This is a genomic window from Arthrobacter sp. GW822-FHT05G07, assembly GCF_058799755.1.
Genome location: NZ_JBXALT010000010.1, coordinates 80,211 through 98,452, shown reverse-complemented (window position 1 = coordinate 98,452; position 18,242 = coordinate 80,211). Strand labels below are relative to the sequence as shown.

The 18,242-nt window shown below is 63.3% G+C and carries 15 protein-coding genes; 10 read left to right on the top strand and 5 right to left on the bottom strand.

Features of this window, described 5'->3' with window-relative positions:
- Window positions 1-8: 8 nt before the first annotated feature.
- Window positions 9-1,502: a four-carbon acid sugar kinase family protein gene (locus AC1RJY_RS17545; protein WP_498602845.1), complete on the bottom strand. Its 1,494-nt coding sequence runs from the start codon at window positions 1,500-1,502 to the stop codon at window positions 9-11.
- A 129-nt stretch (window positions 1,503-1,631) separates the two neighbouring features.
- Here AC1RJY_RS17545 and AC1RJY_RS17540 point away from each other — a divergent pair, with 129 nt between their 5' ends.
- Window positions 1,632-2,435, top strand: coding sequence for an alpha/beta fold hydrolase (locus AC1RJY_RS17540; protein ID WP_498602844.1), 804 nt, complete (start codon window positions 1,632-1,634; stop codon window positions 2,433-2,435).
- A gap of 74 nt (window positions 2,436-2,509) precedes the next feature.
- The gene (locus tag AC1RJY_RS17535; protein WP_210065032.1) at window positions 2,510-3,211 is read left to right on the top strand and encodes a FadR/GntR family transcriptional regulator; all 702 of its coding nucleotides are present in this window, start codon (window positions 2,510-2,512) and stop codon (window positions 3,209-3,211) included.
- A 452-nt stretch (window positions 3,212-3,663) separates the two neighbouring features.
- On the opposite strand, the gene AC1RJY_RS17530 is transcribed toward AC1RJY_RS17535, so the two are convergent.
- Window positions 3,664-4,587 (bottom strand): AraC family transcriptional regulator, encoded by a 924-nt coding sequence (locus tag AC1RJY_RS17530; protein WP_498602843.1) that lies wholly within the window; start codon window positions 4,585-4,587, stop codon window positions 3,664-3,666.
- A gap of 222 nt (window positions 4,588-4,809) precedes the next feature.
- Here AC1RJY_RS17530 and AC1RJY_RS17525 point away from each other — a divergent pair, with 222 nt between their 5' ends.
- The 7 genes from AC1RJY_RS17525 to AC1RJY_RS17495 all read left to right on the top strand — a co-directional run bounded on the left by AC1RJY_RS17525 (window position 4,810) and on the right by AC1RJY_RS17495 (window position 13,067).
- The gene (locus AC1RJY_RS17525; RefSeq protein ID WP_011773018.1) at window positions 4,810-4,959 is read left to right on the top strand and encodes a hypothetical protein; all 150 of its coding nucleotides are present in this window, start codon (window positions 4,810-4,812) and stop codon (window positions 4,957-4,959) included.
- 123 nt (window positions 4,960-5,082) lie between these two features.
- Window positions 5,083-5,871 carry an SDR family oxidoreductase gene (locus tag AC1RJY_RS17520; RefSeq protein ID WP_498602842.1) on the top strand — a complete coding sequence of 263 codons (789 nt, stop codon included), beginning with the start codon at window positions 5,083-5,085 and terminating at the stop codon, window positions 5,869-5,871.
- 44 nt (window positions 5,872-5,915) lie between these two features.
- Entirely contained in the window at window positions 5,916-7,157 is a 1,242-nt protein-coding gene (locus AC1RJY_RS17515) for a styrene monooxygenase/indole monooxygenase family protein (protein WP_498602841.1), read from the top strand.
- A gap of 27 nt (window positions 7,158-7,184) precedes the next feature.
- Window positions 7,185-8,927 (top strand): flavin reductase, encoded by a 1,743-nt coding sequence (locus tag AC1RJY_RS17510; RefSeq protein ID WP_498602840.1) that lies wholly within the window; start codon window positions 7,185-7,187, stop codon window positions 8,925-8,927.
- 24 nt (window positions 8,928-8,951) lie between these two features.
- The gene (locus AC1RJY_RS17505; protein WP_498602839.1) at window positions 8,952-10,595 is read left to right on the top strand and encodes a phytoene desaturase family protein; all 1,644 of its coding nucleotides are present in this window, start codon (window positions 8,952-8,954) and stop codon (window positions 10,593-10,595) included.
- A 7-nt stretch (window positions 10,596-10,602) separates the two neighbouring features.
- Window positions 10,603-11,394 (top strand): cyclase family protein, encoded by a 792-nt coding sequence (locus AC1RJY_RS17500; protein WP_014920433.1) that lies wholly within the window; start codon window positions 10,603-10,605, stop codon window positions 11,392-11,394.
- Window positions 11,391-13,067, top strand: coding sequence for a thiamine pyrophosphate-binding protein (locus tag AC1RJY_RS17495; protein ID WP_498602838.1), 1,677 nt, complete (start codon window positions 11,391-11,393; stop codon window positions 13,065-13,067). The genes AC1RJY_RS17500 and AC1RJY_RS17495 overlap by 4 nt, the downstream gene beginning before the upstream one ends.
- Window positions 13,068-13,112: 45 nt before the next feature.
- Here the strand turns inward: AC1RJY_RS17495 and AC1RJY_RS17490 are convergent, their stop codons facing one another.
- Genes AC1RJY_RS17490 through AC1RJY_RS17480 form a run of 3 tightly spaced genes read right to left on the bottom strand, consistent with a single transcriptional unit; the run spans window position 13,113 to window position 16,587 of the window.
- The gene (locus tag AC1RJY_RS17490; protein WP_011773011.1) at window positions 13,113-14,141 is read right to left on the bottom strand and encodes a LacI family DNA-binding transcriptional regulator; all 1,029 of its coding nucleotides are present in this window, start codon (window positions 14,139-14,141) and stop codon (window positions 13,113-13,115) included.
- Entirely contained in the window at window positions 14,138-15,718 is a 1,581-nt protein-coding gene (locus AC1RJY_RS17485) for a glycoside hydrolase family 43 protein (protein ID WP_498602837.1), read from the bottom strand. The genes AC1RJY_RS17490 and AC1RJY_RS17485 overlap by 4 nt, the downstream gene beginning before the upstream one ends.
- 5 nt (window positions 15,719-15,723) lie before the next feature.
- The gene (locus AC1RJY_RS17480; protein WP_498602836.1) at window positions 15,724-16,587 is read right to left on the bottom strand and encodes a DUF6807 domain-containing protein; all 864 of its coding nucleotides are present in this window, start codon (window positions 16,585-16,587) and stop codon (window positions 15,724-15,726) included.
- Between the two features lie 315 nt (window positions 16,588-16,902).
- Here AC1RJY_RS17480 and AC1RJY_RS17475 point away from each other — a divergent pair, with 315 nt between their 5' ends.
- The gene (locus tag AC1RJY_RS17475) at window positions 16,903-18,216 is read left to right on the top strand and encodes an ABC transporter substrate-binding protein (protein WP_014920428.1); all 1,314 of its coding nucleotides are present in this window, start codon (window positions 16,903-16,905) and stop codon (window positions 18,214-18,216) included.
- Window positions 18,217-18,242 lie beyond the last annotated feature (26 nt).

Genomic DNA, 18,242 nt, shown 5'->3' with positions numbered 1-18,242 from the left:
AGAGGCGCTTAGAAAGTTGCGCTGAGCTTGCGGGTGACCTGGGTCAGGGACTGGTCGTCGCCCACGTTGCCGGCGAAGACGATGTACGGGATGCCCTTCGCGGGGCCGTCCACCGGTTCCCACAGCGAGACGATGCCCGGGAGCATGGGGCCGCGGACAATGGCGTGGCGAATTTCCAGGCCGTGCGCGGCGACGTCCGAGGACGTGATGCCGCCCTTGGCGATGACGAACCGCGGCGGGAAGGTCTTCAGCGTCCGGTTCACAACGGACACGACGGCGGCGGAGACGGTGCGGGCGATCTTAAGGCTCGCTGCGGCGTCGTCGGTCTTGATGAGCAGGCGGCTGGTGTGGACGATGACATCGCCCTTGCGAAGTGCGTCGACGACGTCGGACACAACGGTTGCGATGTAAGCGTCGGCTTCCGCGTCGAGCAGCTTCTCGACGTCGATCTCGATGATGTGGGCCGAGCTGTGCTCTGCGGTGAGGTCATTGAGTTGGCGTGTTGTGACGCCGACGTGCGAGCCGACCACGATCAGGCCGCCGGCTGTGGAGGGAGTGTTGCCCGCGTAGGCCTCTGTTGAGGTCAACGCGGTACGGATTTCTTGTCCGATGCGACCTCGAACGAACGGCGGGCCCACACGGTAGAGGAGCTTCTTACCGCGGCGCTCGGCTTCTTCGAGGCCCAGGGCCAGAGCGCGGAAATCGTTCTCGGTGACGATGTCGGCCACGATCGGCGTGGAATTGCTGGCGGATTCCAGGGCATCAGCGATTGCCTTGGCGGAAATAGCGGGGTCCTGCGCGGAGGCGCCGGCGCGGATGATGTTGAGGTCCAGGACGATCACGTCGCCGGCTGGGAACCGGCCCTGCGATTTTTCCTCCACATACTTGGCCATCTCGGAGTTGATGAAGCCGAAGCTTGCATCCCTGGCGAATTCCGTCTCGGCCACGGGGGTGAGCGAGCCGGCGTCGCCGCGCATGTAGTGCACGCCGCCGATGGTGACGCGACCGGCGTCGGGGAATGCAGGGACGATCACCACGCCGTCGGTGGCTTCGCCGGTCTCGGCAGCCACGGTGGCTGCAATGACGTCCGGCTCCAAGGGGTAGTGGCCGCGGAGGGTGGAGTCGCTGCGGCTCACGAAACCGAGGCGCAGCCGAGGACCACCACTGTTGCCGGCAGCTGCAGCCAGTGCGTTGCGGACGACTTCTTCGTTCCGGGCCGCGGCTTCTGCCGGGTCCAGGCTGCGGGTGTTGGTGAGAACGTAGACGGCCGGCTTGGTCTGGTTTTCGCGGATGTGGGTGAAGGCCCAGGTGAAGTCTGCGACATCCCACCGGGTAAGCACGGCGAGGTCCGCAACGGACTGCGTTCCCGTGGGGTCGTCGTCGAGGACAACCAGGACGCGGGGAGACGTTGCCGAGGACGCCGCAACGGCGTCGGCAACCAACTGAGCAGGAATCTGGGCTTCCGCCGGGAAAGCGGCCAGAACGTCGGCTTCAAGGGTCACTGTGCACTCCATCGTGGGAAATCTCTGTTGCGGTTTGGTGAATGTAAGATGTCAGACATCTAACATTTGAATTAGTGTGACACACGGCTCTTCAGCGCGCAAGGTCTCGAGAATCACTAGGCTGGGCGCATGGCTGACGCAGGGATTCCGCTCCCGTTCGTGGACGTTCGCACGCCCGCCGTTTCCGCAGGTGAGCCCACCCCGGCAGTGCTGATTCACGGCTGGGCGTCCGGTTCGGTGTACTGGGAACCGCTCGCGAAAAAGTTGCTCGACGCCGGACGGACGGTTTGGATTCTGGACCTCCCCGGCTACCACACTGGCGATGATTTGCCGCCGGATTTCGAATGGACTTTGGACTCGGCAGCGGCCTCGGTAGCCGCAGTCCTTGATGCCCGCGCCGGGGGTCCGGTGCACGTGGTGGGGCACTCCATGGGTGGAAGCGTGTCGCTGACACTCGCTGCCGCCCGTCCCGACGTGGTGGCCACCATAACCTTGGTAGGCATGGCGCCGGTGCCCCAAAATCAAGGATTCAAAAAAGTGCTGACGTCGCAACTGGACCAAGGATTCTTCGATTCCGCGACTAAAACGAAGCTCATGAACGCCTGGTACGGGGAGCTTTCCGCAGCAGACATGGAGCGGCTTAGCACAGGGTTCGATGTCCCCTTCCCGGTTCTGTCCGCTAGCGCCCTGGCGGCCATGACCGGCGTCGAACCTTCAGTGCCCGGGCGCGTCCACGCGCCACTGCTGGTGATCGCCGGAACCGGCGACCGGGTGCGACCCATTGAGCAAATGCGCGTGTTCGTAGCCGAAAGCCAGCAGCGCCAGCTGAGAGCCATCCCCGGCGCAGGCCACAACGTCCACTGGGAGCAGCCCGAAAAATGCGCCGCGGCGCTAACCGGGTTTTGGGAAACAAGCCGGCCACCGCCAGCGTAAGATGTCTGACAACCACCCGTCCCGGGGGAAATCCGCGGGGCGCCGGGCGGTCTGAAGTACAGAAACGGGGATACATGGCACGCAAGTCACTGGTGGGCGTGGTGGCTGATGAGCTGCTGGACAGGATCATCGCGGGCGAGTTTCCGCCCGGAACAGTGGTCCCGGGCGAGCTGGAGCTCAGCGCCAAACACGAGGTGAGCCGCATGACCGTGCGTGAAGCCATGAAAACCCTTGAAGCGCAGCGGATCCTCAGCGTTGAACGCGGCCGTGGAACGTTTGTTAACCCGCTGAATCAGTGGGCATCACTGGAAGCCGTGCTGCGTGCCGCGTCCGAAGGAACCAAGGATGCAGCCGCAGCGATCCAGCTGATCGAACTCCGCCGGATGCTGGAAACGGGCGCCTGCGAACTGGCTGCCGAACGCATCTCCGACGACGAGCTCACGGCCCTCAAAGAGCACGTGGAAAAGATGCAGGCCGCCCACGAAATCAACGATCTCCCCGCTTTCGTGGAAGCAGACCTTGCCTTTCATGACGTCATTCTTCACGCCTCCGGCAACGTCTTTGTTGCCGTGCTCTTCGAACCGCTGCATCGCGTCCTCGAAGCCCGTCGGGCCGAAACTTCAGCGTTTCCTGAAATCCAGGAACACGCAATCGGGCACCACAGGAAGATCGCGGCCGCCTTGGAATCCCGCAATCCCAACGAGGCACGGCTCGCCATGGATGCGCACATGCAGCAGACCCTGGACGACCTGAAGACGTACGTGCTGGAGGCGTAGCTGGCACAGGCGCCTTAATTGTTGGACCCGGATAATTTAAATCCTGCAGGGGCCGGGTATAGCAAAATCACTGATTTCTGGGGAATATTCGGGCCATGCTCTTAAATGTTGGAAACCTCCCTGGAAAATTCTCCCCGTGAACCCACTCGATTTTCCCGAGTTCCCCTTTAGCTCTCCACTGGCGAAAGCCATCATCGACCCTGAACGGGTTCGCGCAAAGTTGACGTGAAGGCCGCAGACCTTAGTTCAGCATTCACAGGTTCAGCTGCGACACGAAGTCAAGACATTCGAAAGCTCCTGGACCGCGGCGTCATTGAACCGGTCGCCAAGGGGAAGAGATCCTACCGGCTTCGGCTGGCGAGTGAACTAACGCCACTTCTGGTTCGGGAATTGGATCAATTGGGATTCCTGCCCCGCATTCTGCGCGATTCAGAATAGTCTCCGCCTCCTACCTAGCGGCGCAGGCTCTCGCTGGGCAGCTCGCCGAAGGCCTTCACGTAGAGCGCAGAGAAGCGCCCTTGGTGTGTGAAGCCGCATTGCTCAGCCACCGCCGTGACGCTCTGCTCGCGGGGGTTCGCCTCTAGAAGTATCTCCCGGGCACGGTCCAGCCGGATACTGCGCAGCAACCCCGACGGCGTCGCGCCGGTCTCGGCCCGCAGGGCAGTTTGCAGGGTACGGACTGAAACACCCAAGCACTCCGCGATGTCCGGCACCGTGAGTTCTTCAAAGGCGTGCCGCTCCAGCAGCTCCCTGCACTCGCGGACCAGCCGACCCTCCGCTTCCGCGTTTCGTGCTTCCCCGGCGGGCGGTTGCATCGCCATCAGCAGTCGGGACACCATGCTGTCCGCCAACAACCCCTGCACAAAAGCGGGAGCTGCGAACTGGGGCCGGCTGATCATGTCGTCATGAAGCTCGACGACGGCCCTCAAGAACGCGCGGCCGGCGGCACCTGAAAGGTCCATGCCATAGCCCAGATCCACAGCGTCATTGCCATAAAGCTGACCGGCCACCCGCTCAACCGCTGAACGACGCACGTAGACAATGAGGTGCGGACTTCCGCCGTCCCAGCTCATGGAAAATGGGCGGTCGATAGGCGGAACCGTAGCCATGCGGGGATTGGATTCCACAGTCCTGGCACCTACCTGCATGGAAGCGTGACCGGCCAAAGGGATCTGCACCAGATGGAAATCCTGCAGGCCCTCGGGTTCAATCCGAACGTCGGCTCCGTAGTCCAGGAACTCGATTCCAACATCGCCACGATGCAATGAGCGCAGCTTCATGTCCATCAAGGACGCGCGCGTCCGCGGGGCGAGCTCATGACTGCAGAACAACTCCGCAATCTTGGCATGCGCCTCGTCCACGTCAGTTGTGGCCATTGTTGGCTGCCCCCGGAGAACATCACGGGCAAGAATCCTGACCATCCGCCACCTACTTCACGGGTAATTGCACGTCACACGGTTTTCTGGAGCTTTTCGCCTTTCGGATGATCCCCGCGCCAAGTGGATATTCCGGAGTGCAGCGCCTGTCTAGAGTCGCTTTAGGACAAGTATGACGCAGCTCACAAAACGATACCAACAGCCAAAGCGAGGTGAGGACCAGTGAAGAACATCAAAGTGGTACACGACCGCAGGGACGAGTGGGATCAACGCCACTTCGAACTCTGGGCGGCGGAGCTTCAGGCCAGGGAAACCCACCTCACTTCCGCGGCGTGGGTTGGTTGGCATGAAGAAGAGGAAGACCCTGCGTAATTCGGATGACTTCCGCGCTAAGTGGATAGTCCAGCCAACAACGACTACCTAAAGTCGCTTATGGATCGACCATGACGGACGTCACATTTCTTCAACATCACAAGTACGGGAAAGGTTTAGGCCATGTCAGGACTCGACGGCAGGACAGCAATCGTCACCGGTGGGGCAACCAAGGTGGGGCAAGGAGTGGTGACCTCATTGCGGGACGCCGGAGCCACGGTGGTGGTTGCGGATATAGCCCCCGACGGCGACACCCTCACCAAAGCTCTCGGGGAAGGGATCCACTATTCCCACACGGACATCACCGACGACGCCGCAGTCAGCGAACTCGTGGAAGAAACCGTGGCCCTCTACGGCGGGCTCGACATCCTGGTGAACCTTGCCTGCACCTACAAGGACGACGGCGCTGCGTCCGGGCGCGCCGACTGGCTCGAGGCACTCAACGTCAACCTCGTCAGCGCAGTGGTGGCCAGCAACGCAGCCCGCCCCCACCTCAAGGCCTCCGGGCACGGTGCCATCATCAACTTCACCTCGATCTCCAGCTCAGTAGCCCAAACCGGCCGCTGGTTATACCCGGCGAGCAAAGCCGCGCTGGTGCAAGTCACCCGGAGCATGGCCGTGGACTTCGCCGAAGACGGCATCCGCGTGAATTCCGTCAGCCCAGGCTGGGTCTGGAGCAACATCATGGACTCACTCAGCAACGGGAACCTCCAAAAAACAGACTCGGTGGCGGCCCCCTTCCACGCACTTAAGCGGGTCGGCCGCCCCCACGAGGTGGGTGACGTCGTCGCGTTCCTCGCCAGCGACCAAGCAAGTTTTGTGACCGGCGCAGATTGGGCCGTCGACGGCGGCTATTCCGCCTTGGGCCCGGAACGCGCCCAAGAGTCCATTCCCCTGCTCGCAGCAAACTAACGCCAAGCTTCACAACACCTTCCACCACAGAGAAAGGCAACGCCATGACGCAACGCCACATCACCATCGTCGGTGCCGGCCAGTCCGGGCTACAGCTCGGCATCGGACTGCTGGACGCCGGCTACCAAGTGACAACCATTTCCAACCGCACACCCGAAGAGATACATGAAGGCAAGGTTGCCTCCAGCCAGTGCATCTTCCACAACGCCTTGGAACACGAGCGGGCACTCGGCTTGGACTTCTGGCCCGATGCTCCCACCGTAGACGGCATCTCGTTCACCATCCCCCACCCCGAACTGCCGGGCGAGAAGGCGATCAGCTGGGCCTCACGCCTGGATAACCACGCCAAGTCGATCGACCAGCGCGTGAAGTTCCCGCGGTTCATGGAGGAGTTCACAGCACGCGGCGGAGAGCTCGTCTTCGAAGACGCCGGCGTTGCCGAGCTGGAGAAGTACACGCAGAACTCGGACCTGGTGATTGTGGCCGCCGGCAAGGGCGAGATCGCGCAACTGTTCACCCGTGACGCGGAACGCAGCACCTACGATGCACCGCAGCGTGCCCTGGCCTTAACCTACGTGAAGGGCTTGACGCCGCGCGAGGACTACTCGGCGGTCTCATTCAACCTGATCCCCGGCGTTGGCGAGTACTTCGTTTTCCCGGCGCTCACCACCACCGGCCCCTGCGAAATCATGGTCTTCGAAGGGGTTCCGGGCGGGCCCATGGACTCGTGGAAGGGACTCTTACCCGAGGAGCATTTGGAAAACTCCAAAAACATCCTTAAGACCTTCCTGCCGTGGGAAGCCGAGCGCGCCACGGATGTGGAACTCACCGATCCCAACGGCGTCCTCCAGGGCAGGTTCGCGCCCACCGTCCGCCACCCCATTGCCACGCTGCCCAGCGGCAGGCAGGTACTAGGCCTGGCCGACGTCGTGGTTTTGAACGATCCGATCACGGGGCAGGGTTCCAACAACGCGAGCAAATGCGCGGCGTCGTACTTGGACAGCATCACCCGGTACGGCGGTGGCGCCTACGATGCAAACTTCATGCAGGCCACTTTTGAGCGCTATTGGGATTACGCGCAGCACGTTGCACACTGGACGAATGCCCTCCTGGCTCCGCCTCCGCCCCATGTCCTCGAGCTCTTGGGGGCTGCGAACAGCGAGCCGGCTATCGCGCATCGCTTCGCCAACGGCTTCAACCACCCACCGGAATTCCAGGACTGGTTCATGTACCCGGATAAAGCCGCGAGCTACCTCGCGGATTTGTCTGCCGCCAAAGTTTCGTAGCACGACCCTGCTAATAAGGACTCAACCATGCGAAAGATAGCAATCGTGGGGGCCGGCGAATCCGGGGCCCAGCTAGCATTGGGCCTGCAACGTGACGGCTACGCGGTGACGCTCCTATCCGACCGTTCCGCTGCCCAGATCCGCACCGGCAAGGTCATGTCCAGCCAGTGCATGTTCTCCACCGCCCTGGACGCCGAAGCCCACATGGGGACAGCGCTCACCGAATTCTACGAATCCGGAGCCGTCCCTGGCATCACCTCCATCCGGCTACGTGTGGATAGTGATGAACCCATCGAATGGGAAGCACCACTGGACGGTCCCGCCCGGTCCATTGACCAGCGCATCAAAAGTGCCCTCTGGATCGAAACATTTGTTGCAGCCGGTGGTGACTTCCGCATTGAGAAGGTCACACCGCGCATGCTCGAAGAACTCGCCCATGACTATGAGCTGGTCATTGTGAGCACCGGCAAGGGCGAGATCGGCCAGATCTTCCCGCGGGACAAGGCCAAGTCGCCCTTCGACCGGCCGCAGCGGGTACTGGCCCTGAACTACGTCACGTCCGACGACGGTGCTTCCGCCGCCGGTACCGGCGGCGCGGGCGACGCCATCCGCATGTCCATGGCCCCCGGCGTCGGCGAGTTCTTCACGTTCCAGGGCCTGACCGTATCGGGCCCCTGCCGCATGATGGTGTTCGAGGGCGTGGTGGGCGGCCCCATGGACCGCTGGAACGACGTCGGAACCCCCGAAGAGCAGCTCGAGCGTTCGCTGGAAATCCTGCGAGACCATTTCCCGCACGAGGCAGAGAACTTTGCCACCGCTGAGCTGACTGATAGTGGCGCGACGCTCCTGGGGCGCATCACGCCCACGGTGAGGTCCGCCGTCGGGGAACTCGGCAACGGGAAGCTGGTGTTCGGGCTGGGTGACGCCGTTGTCCTGAACGATCCGCTCACCGGGCAGGGTTCCAACAACGCCACTCTGGCCGCGAAATACTACCTTGATTCGATCATTCGCCGAGGCCAGCAGCCTTTTGACCGTGCCTGGATGGAGCGCACCTTCGACGAATTTTGGCGCGGCTGGGGGCAATGGGCGGTGGAGTGGACCAACGATCTCCTGAAGCCGCGGCGTGATCACCAGAAGACGCTCCTCCGTGAAGCCGCTGACCATCCGGCACTGGCGGCAAGCATCGTCAGCGGCTTCGATGATCCTCGGACGTCATACCCCTGGTGGTTCGATCCCACCGCGGCCGCTGACTTCATGCAGGCCCGGAAAGAGGACGATGCTGCTGCCTTCGATGTGAGGGATTTCAGAGGTGCGTTGGGTCAGTTCGCCACGGGCGTCACGGTGGTTACCACTGTGTCTGCGGACGGCCGAAAAGTGGGCATGACCGCGAATTCCTTCACGTCAGTGTCCATGGATCCGCCGCTGGTGCTCTGGTGCCCCAGCAAACGTGCCCCCAGCCTGGGCGATTTCGAGGACGCAACGCATTTTGCCATCAACATCCTGGCCAGTGACCAGCACGTCCTGTCCCGCCAGTTCGCCACGCCCGCCACGGACAAGTTCGCCGGCGTGGAAACAGCTGACGGAATCGCCGGTGTTCCGCTGCTGGAGGGTGCCGTTGCAACATTCCAGTGCCGCACCGTTGCGCGACATGATGCCGGGGACCATGTCATCTACGTGGGTGAGGTGGAAAGCTACAACCACCAGGACGGCGCTCCCCTGGTGTTCCACGGTGGAAAGTACCACGCCACTGCCAGCCATCCGGATTTCTAGTCACGCCTTTTGAAAGGAACGGATATGGACCATCCCCTTGACGTCGCGATCATAGGATCAGGCATCAATTCGCTGGTCGCGGCAGCCGAGCTGGCCTTGGCAGGGAAGCGCGTGTGCATCATTGAGCGCTCGGATCGGTTGGGTGGGTTCATCCACTCCGCGGAGCGTACCCTCCCGGGTTTCATCCACGACACCTTCTCCTCCTGGCACCCTTTGTTTGTGTCCGGCGGTGCTTACGGAGCGCTGGGCAAGGAACTCCACGCCAGGGGCTTGGAGTACTGCAACACCTCAGGTCCTGTAACGGCCGGCGTCGCTGCGGATCCTGTCACTGGAGCCCACCGCGTGATCATCGCACACAGGGACCCGGCCGAAACAGCCGCGGCTTTCAAGGAGCCACGCGACGGGACCGCGTATCTGGCCATGCTCGATGATCTGGGCCGCAACGCCGGAACCGTGTTCGGGGCTTTCGGGGCGGAGCTTCGGTCGTTTGGGGAGGTGGCGAAGATTGCATTCGGAGCCGTGCGACGCGGGCGTTTCTCCGGGACGGAGGCCTTTGTCCGGGATTCCGTGATGAGCGGACGGAACTATGTCCGCAGCCGTTTTGACGGCTGGGAAGCGGACCAGCTGTGGTCGCCCTGGCTTCTGCACGCAGGGCTCGGCCCGGACCAAGCCACCGGCGGCGTCATGCTCCCAGTCATGGCCATGAGCATGCACGGCTTCGGGCTTCCTGTTGTGAAGGGCGGCGCCTCGCAGTTTGTGGCTGCCTTCGAGTCCTTGCTCAGGGGCAACGGCGTCCGGATCATGCTGGGTGCGGAGGCCGACGAGATCCTGGTGGACTCATCCGGTAAGGGCCGCTCCGCCACCGGCGTCCGCACATCGCAAGGCGTGGTTTCAGCCGGCACGGTGCTCGCCAACGTTTCGCCCCAGGCCCTCTACACCCGGCTCCTCCGGCAACCACCCGCTGGTACGGCCCAGGCCGCCGAACGCTACCAGAACGGCCGCGGTGCCATGCAGATCCACCTTGCTTTGGACAAGCCTCTGGAATGGCTCGATCCCAGGCTCAACACCGTCCCGCTGGTTCACATCAGCAACGGCTCTGACAGCACCGGGATTGCCTGCGCCCAGGCTGAAGCGGGTCTGCTGCCCAAGGAACCTACCGTGGTTGTGGGCCAACAGTGCGTTCTCGACCCGTCGCGGGCGCCGGAGGGCAAAGCCACGTTGTGGTTGCAGCTCCAGGAAGTCCCGTTCACGCCCGTAGGTGACGCAGCCGGCCAACTGGACGTTGCCGGCGGCTGGACTGACGAGCTGAAGCACGGCTATCTGGAACGGGTCCTGGCACGGATTGAACAGTTCGCTCCGGGCACGCGCGCAACTGTTCTTGCTTCGGACATTCTGGCGCCGACGGACTTGTCCTCGGCCAACCCCAATGCCGTCAACGGCGATCCCTACGGCGGCTCCGCGGAACTCTTCCAAAACCTGCTCTGGCGGCCCTTCCCCGCAGCGGCAGGACACCAAACCGCCGTCGAAGGTCTCTGGCACATCGGCGCGTCAACCCATCCCGGTCCGGGGCTTTCCGGCGGTTCCGGACATCTGGTTGCGCAGAAATTGACCGCGAAACCCTCACGATTTTCCCGTATTCAATCAGCACTGAAACCAAGCAAGCGATAGGAGAACAATGTCTGTTCTGGCCGGGCTCACTGCAGCCCTCTCGAGCGGTTCGGTGGAGATCATCGACCTCACCACGCCGCTCAGTTCCGAGACCCCCATCCTGAACCTGCCGCAGCCGTTCGCGAACACGGTGGGTTTGTCCGTCTCGCCGGTGAGCAATTTCGACGACGCCGGACCGGCTTGGGCGTGGAACGACGTCACCGTGGGTGAACACGCCGGGACGCACCTGGACGCGCCGGTCCACTGGATCACAGGCAAGGACGGCAAATCCGTGGACCAGATCGAACCACACCGACTGGTGGGCCCGGTTGTGGTCATCGACAAGTCGCTCGAGGCGGCGGAGGACCCGGATTTCCTGCTGGAACCGGAACACTTTGAGCAGTGGCAGCAAGAGCACGGCGCGTTCCCGGAGAACTGCTGGGTGATCTTCCGGACTGGTTGGGCGGCCCGAGGCGCTGACGCTGCCGCTTTCGTCAACGCGGACGACGCCGGACCCCACACTCCCGGGGTCTCCGCGGCAGGTGCCAAGTGGCTCGCCGGAAACGCCTCGATCAGTGGCTTCGGTGTGGAAACCGTGGGCATCGACGCCGGTCAAGCCGGCGGCCTGGACCCCATGTTCCCCGTCCACTCGTTCCTGCTCGGCGCGGACAAGTACGGGGTGACGTCGCTCCGGAACGTGGACCGACTCCCCGTCACCGGTGCGACGTTGGTGGTTGCTCCGTTGCCGATCGTCGGCGGGACGGGCAGCCCGAGCCGCGTGTACGCGCTGGTGGAAAAGGGTGCGGTGGAGAAGGCATGAGCGGGCAAGTGCGGGTCTCCACGTTGGTGGGCAGGACGCTGGCGAAGCTCGGCGTCGGGCACGTTTTTGGGGTGGTGGGCAGCGGCAACTTCGATGTCACCGGCACTCTCATGGCCGAGGGCATCCCGTTCACGGCCACCCGGCATGAGGGCGGTGCGGCGACCATGGCCGACGCGTACTCCCGGATGTCCGGGAAAGTCGGGGTGGTCACCACGCATCAAGGCTGCGGGCTGAGCAACGCCATCACCGGCATCGGTGAGGCAGCGAAGAGCCGGACGCCGATGATCGTGCTGACCGCCGACACCCAGGCCGCGGCCATCCGGTCCAACTTCAAGATCGACCAAGACGCCCTGGCCCGCAGCGTAGGAGCCGTGGCCGAACGCATCCATTCCCCCGCAACAGCCGTCGCGGACACTGTCAGGGCCTTCCGGACCGCGGTGAATGAACGCCGCACCGTGGTCCTTAGCTTGCCGCTGGACGTTCAAAGCGGAGCCGCCGCGGACGAGGTGAGTGCCGTCGTCGTGCCTCAACCGTTGAAGGTACGCCCGGACACTGGCGCCGTGGAGCAACTGGCCGCACTGATAGCGAAAGCTGAACGGCCGGTGTTCGTTGCCGGACGCGGCGGGCGCGGTGCCCGGGACGAAATCCTGGCGCTGGCCCGGCATGCTGGCGCGCTGGTGGCAACCTCCGCGGTGGCGAGCGGGCTATTCAACGGCGATTCCCACAACCTGGGTATCTCCGGCGGATTCTCCTCGCCTGCCACCGCCGAGTTCATCAACGGTGCCGACCTGATCGTGGGGTGGGGTTGCGCGCTGAACATGTGGACCATGCGGCACGGACGGCTGATTTCCGCCGGGACCACAGTGGTGCAGATCGACGTCGAAGACTCTGCCCTGGGCGCTAACCGGCCCATCTCACTGGGAGTGCTGGGAGACTCAGCGCTGACCGCGGCCGATGTGCTGGCCGCGCTGGCCGACGTCCAGCCCGAACCGGCAGAAAAGTACCGCACTGAGACCAACGCCCTGACCATCAAACAGGGTTCGCGGTGGCGGGACGTCGAAACCGAAGACCTATCCACCGCCACAGCCATCGACCCGCGCGTCCTCACCCGCGAACTCGACACCCTGCTCCCGGCCGAAAGGATCGTGGCCGTCGATTCGGGCAACTTCATGGGCTACCCCAGCCAATACCTTGCCGTGCCGGACGAGTACGGATTCTGCTTCACCCAAGCCTTCCAAGCCATCGGGCTCGGACTGTACACAGCCATCGGCGCCGCACTTGCCCAACCACACCGGCTGCCGGTGCTGGGCGCGGGCGACGGTGGATTCCTCATGGGGATCAGCGAATTGGAGACCGCCGCGAGGCTGAAACTACCCCTGGTGTGCATCGTCTACAACGACGCAGCCTACGGCGCGGAAGTCCACCACTTCGCTTCGGAGCACACAGAAGCAGAGCTTTCCAGCGTTGTGTTCCCCGATACCGACATCGCCGCCATCGCCCGCGGTTTCGGCGCCGAAGGCGTCACCGTCCGGACCGTGTCGGATTTGGACGCCGTACGACCCTGGATCGCGGCCTACGAAGCCGGTACCCAAACCCGTCCGCTGGTCATCGACGCGAAAATAGCCTCCGACGGCGGCTCGTGGTGGCTGGCCGAAGCGTTCCAAGGCCACTAAGTTCCAGGCCACTAAGTTTCTGGCCATCAAGAGGGGAGCACGGCGCTACTTGGGTGGGGCCGTGCTTCCCCGCACCACCAGCTCCGTGGCGACTTCAAGGGCTGCTGAAGTAGCGAGTCCCTGCTGTTCGATTTGCTCCGTGAGCATTCCCACGGCCATCGACGCCAACTGCGCGAGCGGCTGGCGGACCGTGGTGAGCGGCGGTGACGTGAGGGCTGCCTGGGCGATGTCGTCGAAGCCCACAATGCTCAGGTCGCCGGGGATTTTCAGGGACCGCTGCCCGGCGGCGTTCATCACGCCGAGGGCCTGCAGGTCGCTGCCCGTGAAAATCGCTGTGGGCCGCTCCGGCAGGTCCAGGAGCTCCCCGCCCAGGCGAAGCCCGGACTCGATACTGAAATCGCCGTCGCGCACGAACTCGGGAAGTACCGGCAACCCGGCTTCGTGAAGGGCAGCCGCGTAGGCGGCGTAACGGGCGCGTCCGTGACCCGGGCTGTGGACGCGGCCGGTAATGATGCCAATGCGCTCATGGCCCAGTTCCAGGAGATGGGACACCGCACGCAGTGCTCCCGAGAACGACGCCGGGCTGACGCTGGGTATCTGCAGGCCCTGGGAGCCTTCGGGGTCGATGGCGACGGCGGGAATGTTCAGCGTCCGCGCCAGCTCCACCAACGGTGAGCCCTGCCGCGGAGCCAACAACATCACACCGTCGAGGCGGTTGCCGGAGGGCTCCCGCAGTTTCTGCCAGTTCTCCGCGGTGGCATTCACGGCTCGCGTGTAGGCCACGGTGTAGCCAAGGCGTGTGGCCGCAGCTTCCACGCCTTCCATGGTTTCCAGGACCCACGGAGAATCAAAGTTGTTCACTACCAGTTGAAGCAGCCCAGGTTCGCTGGGCGAGTTTCGCTTGGTGTAGTCGAGCTCCTCCAAGGCCTGCTGGACGCGGGCGCGTGTTGACTCCGAAACATGCGAGCGCCCATTCAGCACCTTGGAAACGGTAGGCACGGAAACGCCCGCAGCTGCGGCCACATCTGCGATCTTGGGGCGCGGAGTGGTCAACGGGGCGGTCCTTGAACTCATGGGGATACGGGAGCGGCAATGCGCTGGGTGGTTGCCCGGCGGACCGGCGCAGTATCCACCCGCACGGGTCCAACCCTAACACTGCCGTGTTCACGCGATCCCAGGGGTGATGCAGCGAAAATCCCCAGTTCAGCGCCGATCCACCGCCCCTCCACGACGTCGAAATCCCAGATGGGAATCTGCCACGGATCCGTGGGGCCAACACGCCAGGCAAACGTGGCCCTTGGGGTCTCATCCGCGCGGATCTGGAGCTCAATGCTAGGGCCGGGAAGTGCCACAGTGCGTCCCATCTGCTGCTCGTACGGACCTTCGCTACCGGTGCCGCTACCCAGGGCGTAGCCGTTTTCGGTGCGCACCAGGCCCAGCCAGGCGTACCGCTGGCCCAAAACCACGACGCCGGCCCGGGTACCCACAGGCACATCGTCCAGTTCCAGGGTGGTGGTGAAGGTGGACGGCTCGCCGGGGAGGATTTGGGCCAGGACGTTGGGAAGTTCCCGGAGGTTGATGGGATCGTTTGCCTGCGGACGCAGAATCAGGTGCCCTCCTCCACAGGTGGAAAGCCATTCGTCCCGGGGGTTGGCCTGCCAATGCCACTGCGGGCCCAGGGCAGGGGACGTGTAGTTGTCGCTGGACGGCGGGGCAACGTCCTCAGGTGAAGTACCCACCGGGTAGGGGTGGCTCAAAACCGGGGTTCCCGGTCCGCCGTCGTCCGCTGTTTTGCCCATCCACGGCCAGCCGTCTTCGCCCCAACCCATCGGCTGGAGATGAACAACCCGGCCGTACGCCCCCCGGTCCTGAAAATGCAGGAACCAGTCTTCGCCCCCGGGAGTGGTCACCCAGGCGCCTTGATGCGGGCCGTTCACCGGCGAATCGCCCTGCTCCAGGACGCGCCGTTCCTCGTAAGGCCCAAAAGGCGAGCGCGAGCGGAAGACCGACTGCCATCCGGTGGCAACACCGCCTGCCGGAGCAAAGATCCAGTACCAGTCGTCGCGCTTGTAGAACTTGGGGCCCTCCAGGGTGGTGAACCCAGGAAGCTCCTCGCCGTTGATGACGTGGGTGCCGTGATCCAGAAGCCGGGAGGCGTCCGGGCTCATCCGATGTACGGTGAGCCGGTTCTTGACCCCGATGCGGCTCTTGGCCCAACCGTGGACCAAGTATGCGGTGCCGTCGTCATCCCACAGGGGGCAGGGGTCGATGAGTCCACGTCCGGGATAGAGGAGATGGGGTGCGCTCCACGGTCCTTCAGCCTTCTCTGCGCTGAGCACGAAAATGCCGTGGTCCGGATCCGGATAGAAGATCCAGAACTTGCCATCGTGGTGACGCAGCGCCGGAGCCCACACGCCACTTCCGTGCCTCACCAGCGAATAGTGGTTCGTTTGAGGCAGTTCCGAGAGTGCGTGGCCGGCGTGCTCCCAATCCACCAGGTTCTTGGAGCGAAGCACCGGCAGCCCGGGCACCCGGTTGAAGCTGGAGGCGATGAGGTAATAGGTGCCCTCAACCTGGACTGCATCCGGGTCCGGCCAGTCGCCGTTGAGGATGGGGTTGTTGTAGACGGGGATGCGGTGTCGATTTCCCATATTTGTCATGGTGTCCTGTCCGGAGAGCTGCTGCTGAAGTGCTGGAGAAGGAGTTCTTCCACGTGGTGGCTGCTGGATATGTGGCCGTCGTGGATGATGGCGTGGAGGCTGAGTTGGAGTGGCCTGTTCCGGTCCACCCGGGCAGCCTCGCTCCACGCAACCGCGGGTCCGGCACCGACGTATCCCTCTGTGCGGACAAACCAGGGACGGAGTTCGGCGGGGTTTTGTGCGAGGACGACGCTAACGTCGCGGCCGTGCTGCCGGGTTGTCACCACGAGCCACGGGGAGAGCGAGCCATGGGCCGTTTCCGTTCCGGTGCCCTGCGAACACAGCACGCCCGCCGGGCCGTCCCCCGTGGGGAAGCGCCAGAAGATTCCGCCGTAACCGGCGCCTTCGCGTCCCTTAACCGCCGACGACGACACCCACAGTTGCTCCACGTCACCTGCTGGCTGGATCAAGGAGTCAAACAGAAGGCTCCAGGAGTTGGGGTCCGGGTGGTCCTGGCAGGTGTAGCTCCGCTGTTCCGTGGCTAGTTCCTGCCCCTTCATGTCCATCCATGTGACAGTCCCGCCGGCCTTTCCGGGTTGGCAACTCCAGCCAGAGGACACTTGACGACCGTGATTGGCCAGAAGGGCAGGGCCGTGCCCCGTGTAGGTGGATCCGCCCCAGAAGTTGCTTCCGTTCACGTCCGAGAACGCGAGCGAGAGGCCCAGGTGGTGCGGATGGTCGTCTGGACCGGCTTCCGTGAGGGGCGCGCCGGCCAAAGTGCGGAGGGGGTGCAGGTAGGGCCTGGGAGCCAGCACCGTTGCCAGGTCAACGCCGTTATTCACCCGCGCCACGGTTGCGCCGTGGAGCTGGAAACTGCCCATTGGACCTCCTTGCGGTGAGTGCGCTGGTGATGGCAGCGCGGTTGCGTGGGTTCAGCATAAACAGAACAGAAAGAACTCGGCAACTCCGCACGAAAGTTTCTTTCAAAAGTTTCTGCATATCAACGATGATGTGTTGACAGTCACAGTGAATTGTTGCTAGAAATCGTTTACTCAGTATTTTTGCTCCTCGTTTTGGTCTCAATGAGGACCCTCGCATCGCTAAAAAATCCGTACACCCTAAGAAAGTTTCTGCCGGGAATGCTCGGAAACCCTGTATTTACGTCCCTAGATCGGGCACCAGAAAGGCGTCATTCAATGAAGAAGACAGCAAACACTCCCATCTCGCGCAGGCTTGTCCTGGGAGCCGCGATGGTGGCGGCAGGACTGACGATCAGCGCCTGTGGAGGGGGCGCAACGTCCTCCGGCAGCGGCAGCGGCGGCAACGTGGAACTGAACTTCGTCTTCTGGGGCGACGCCAACCGGGCCAAGATGACCGAAGCTGCCCTGCGGATCTTTGAGAAGAAGAACCCGGGCATCACCGTCAAAACCGAGTACCAGGACAGCGCACCCTACGCCGATAAGCTCGCTACCCGCTTTGCCGGCGGCAACCCGCCGGACGTCCTGGCCATGGCCAACCGCAGCCTCCTGGAGTACGCACAGCGTGGCACCCTCGCGGACCTCAAATCATTCCCGGAGCTGAACTTGGACAAGGTTCCGGAAACCACCCTCAGCCGTGGCGAGGTTGACGGCAAGCTCTACGGCCTCGCTACCGGCGTGACCACCATCGGCATGGTGGTCAACAAGACCATCACGGACCAGGCCGGCGTCACCATCCCGGATGACAAGACCTGGAGCTGGGAGGACTACGCCAAGTTCGCCACCGAAGTCACGCAGAAAACCGGCGGGAAAGTCTACGGAGCTGGCTACGACGTCGCCACGGAAACAGGACCCATCATGCTCGCGCGCCAACGCGGTGAGGATTTCTACACCAAGGACAACAAGCTCGGCGTCAGCGAAAAGACCATCGAGGACTGGTTCCAGTACAGCGTGGACCTCCGCAAAGCCGGCGGCTATCCGCCCGCAGGATTCTTCGAGCAAATTGGCGGCTCGCCGGCGCAGTCCTACCTCGCGAAGGGCACGGTCGCTTCGCAGATCATCCCCATCAACAACTTCCGTGGTTACAACGAGGCCGTAGAGGGTGAGGTTGTCCTGCTGCGCATTCCAGGCGAAACCAGCGGCGAGCGCCGTGGCTACTCCGCCGACCCCACCATGCTGTGGTCCATCGCTGCCAAGTCCAAGCATCCCAAGGAAGCAGCCAAACTGGTGGACTTCCTGACGAACGACGCTGAAGGTGCCGCCGAGGTCCTCACCCAGCGCGGTGTCCCCATCAACCCGGAGGTGGCCGATTCCATCACCCCCAAGCTGAGCGCGGATGACAAGACGTTCGTGGACCTGATGGCCGCCATCCAGGAAGAGGACTTGCCGCCCGCCTACGTATATCCGAAAGGCGCCAGTGTTGTAGCCGATACCCTCAAGCAGCTCACCACTGAAGTGGAGTTCGGCCGGATCAGCCCCGCGGATGCGGCTAAGACCTTCATGGAGAAGAGCAATGCAGCAATCAACAAGTAAGCCTGCAGCTACTTCCGAGGGGGTCT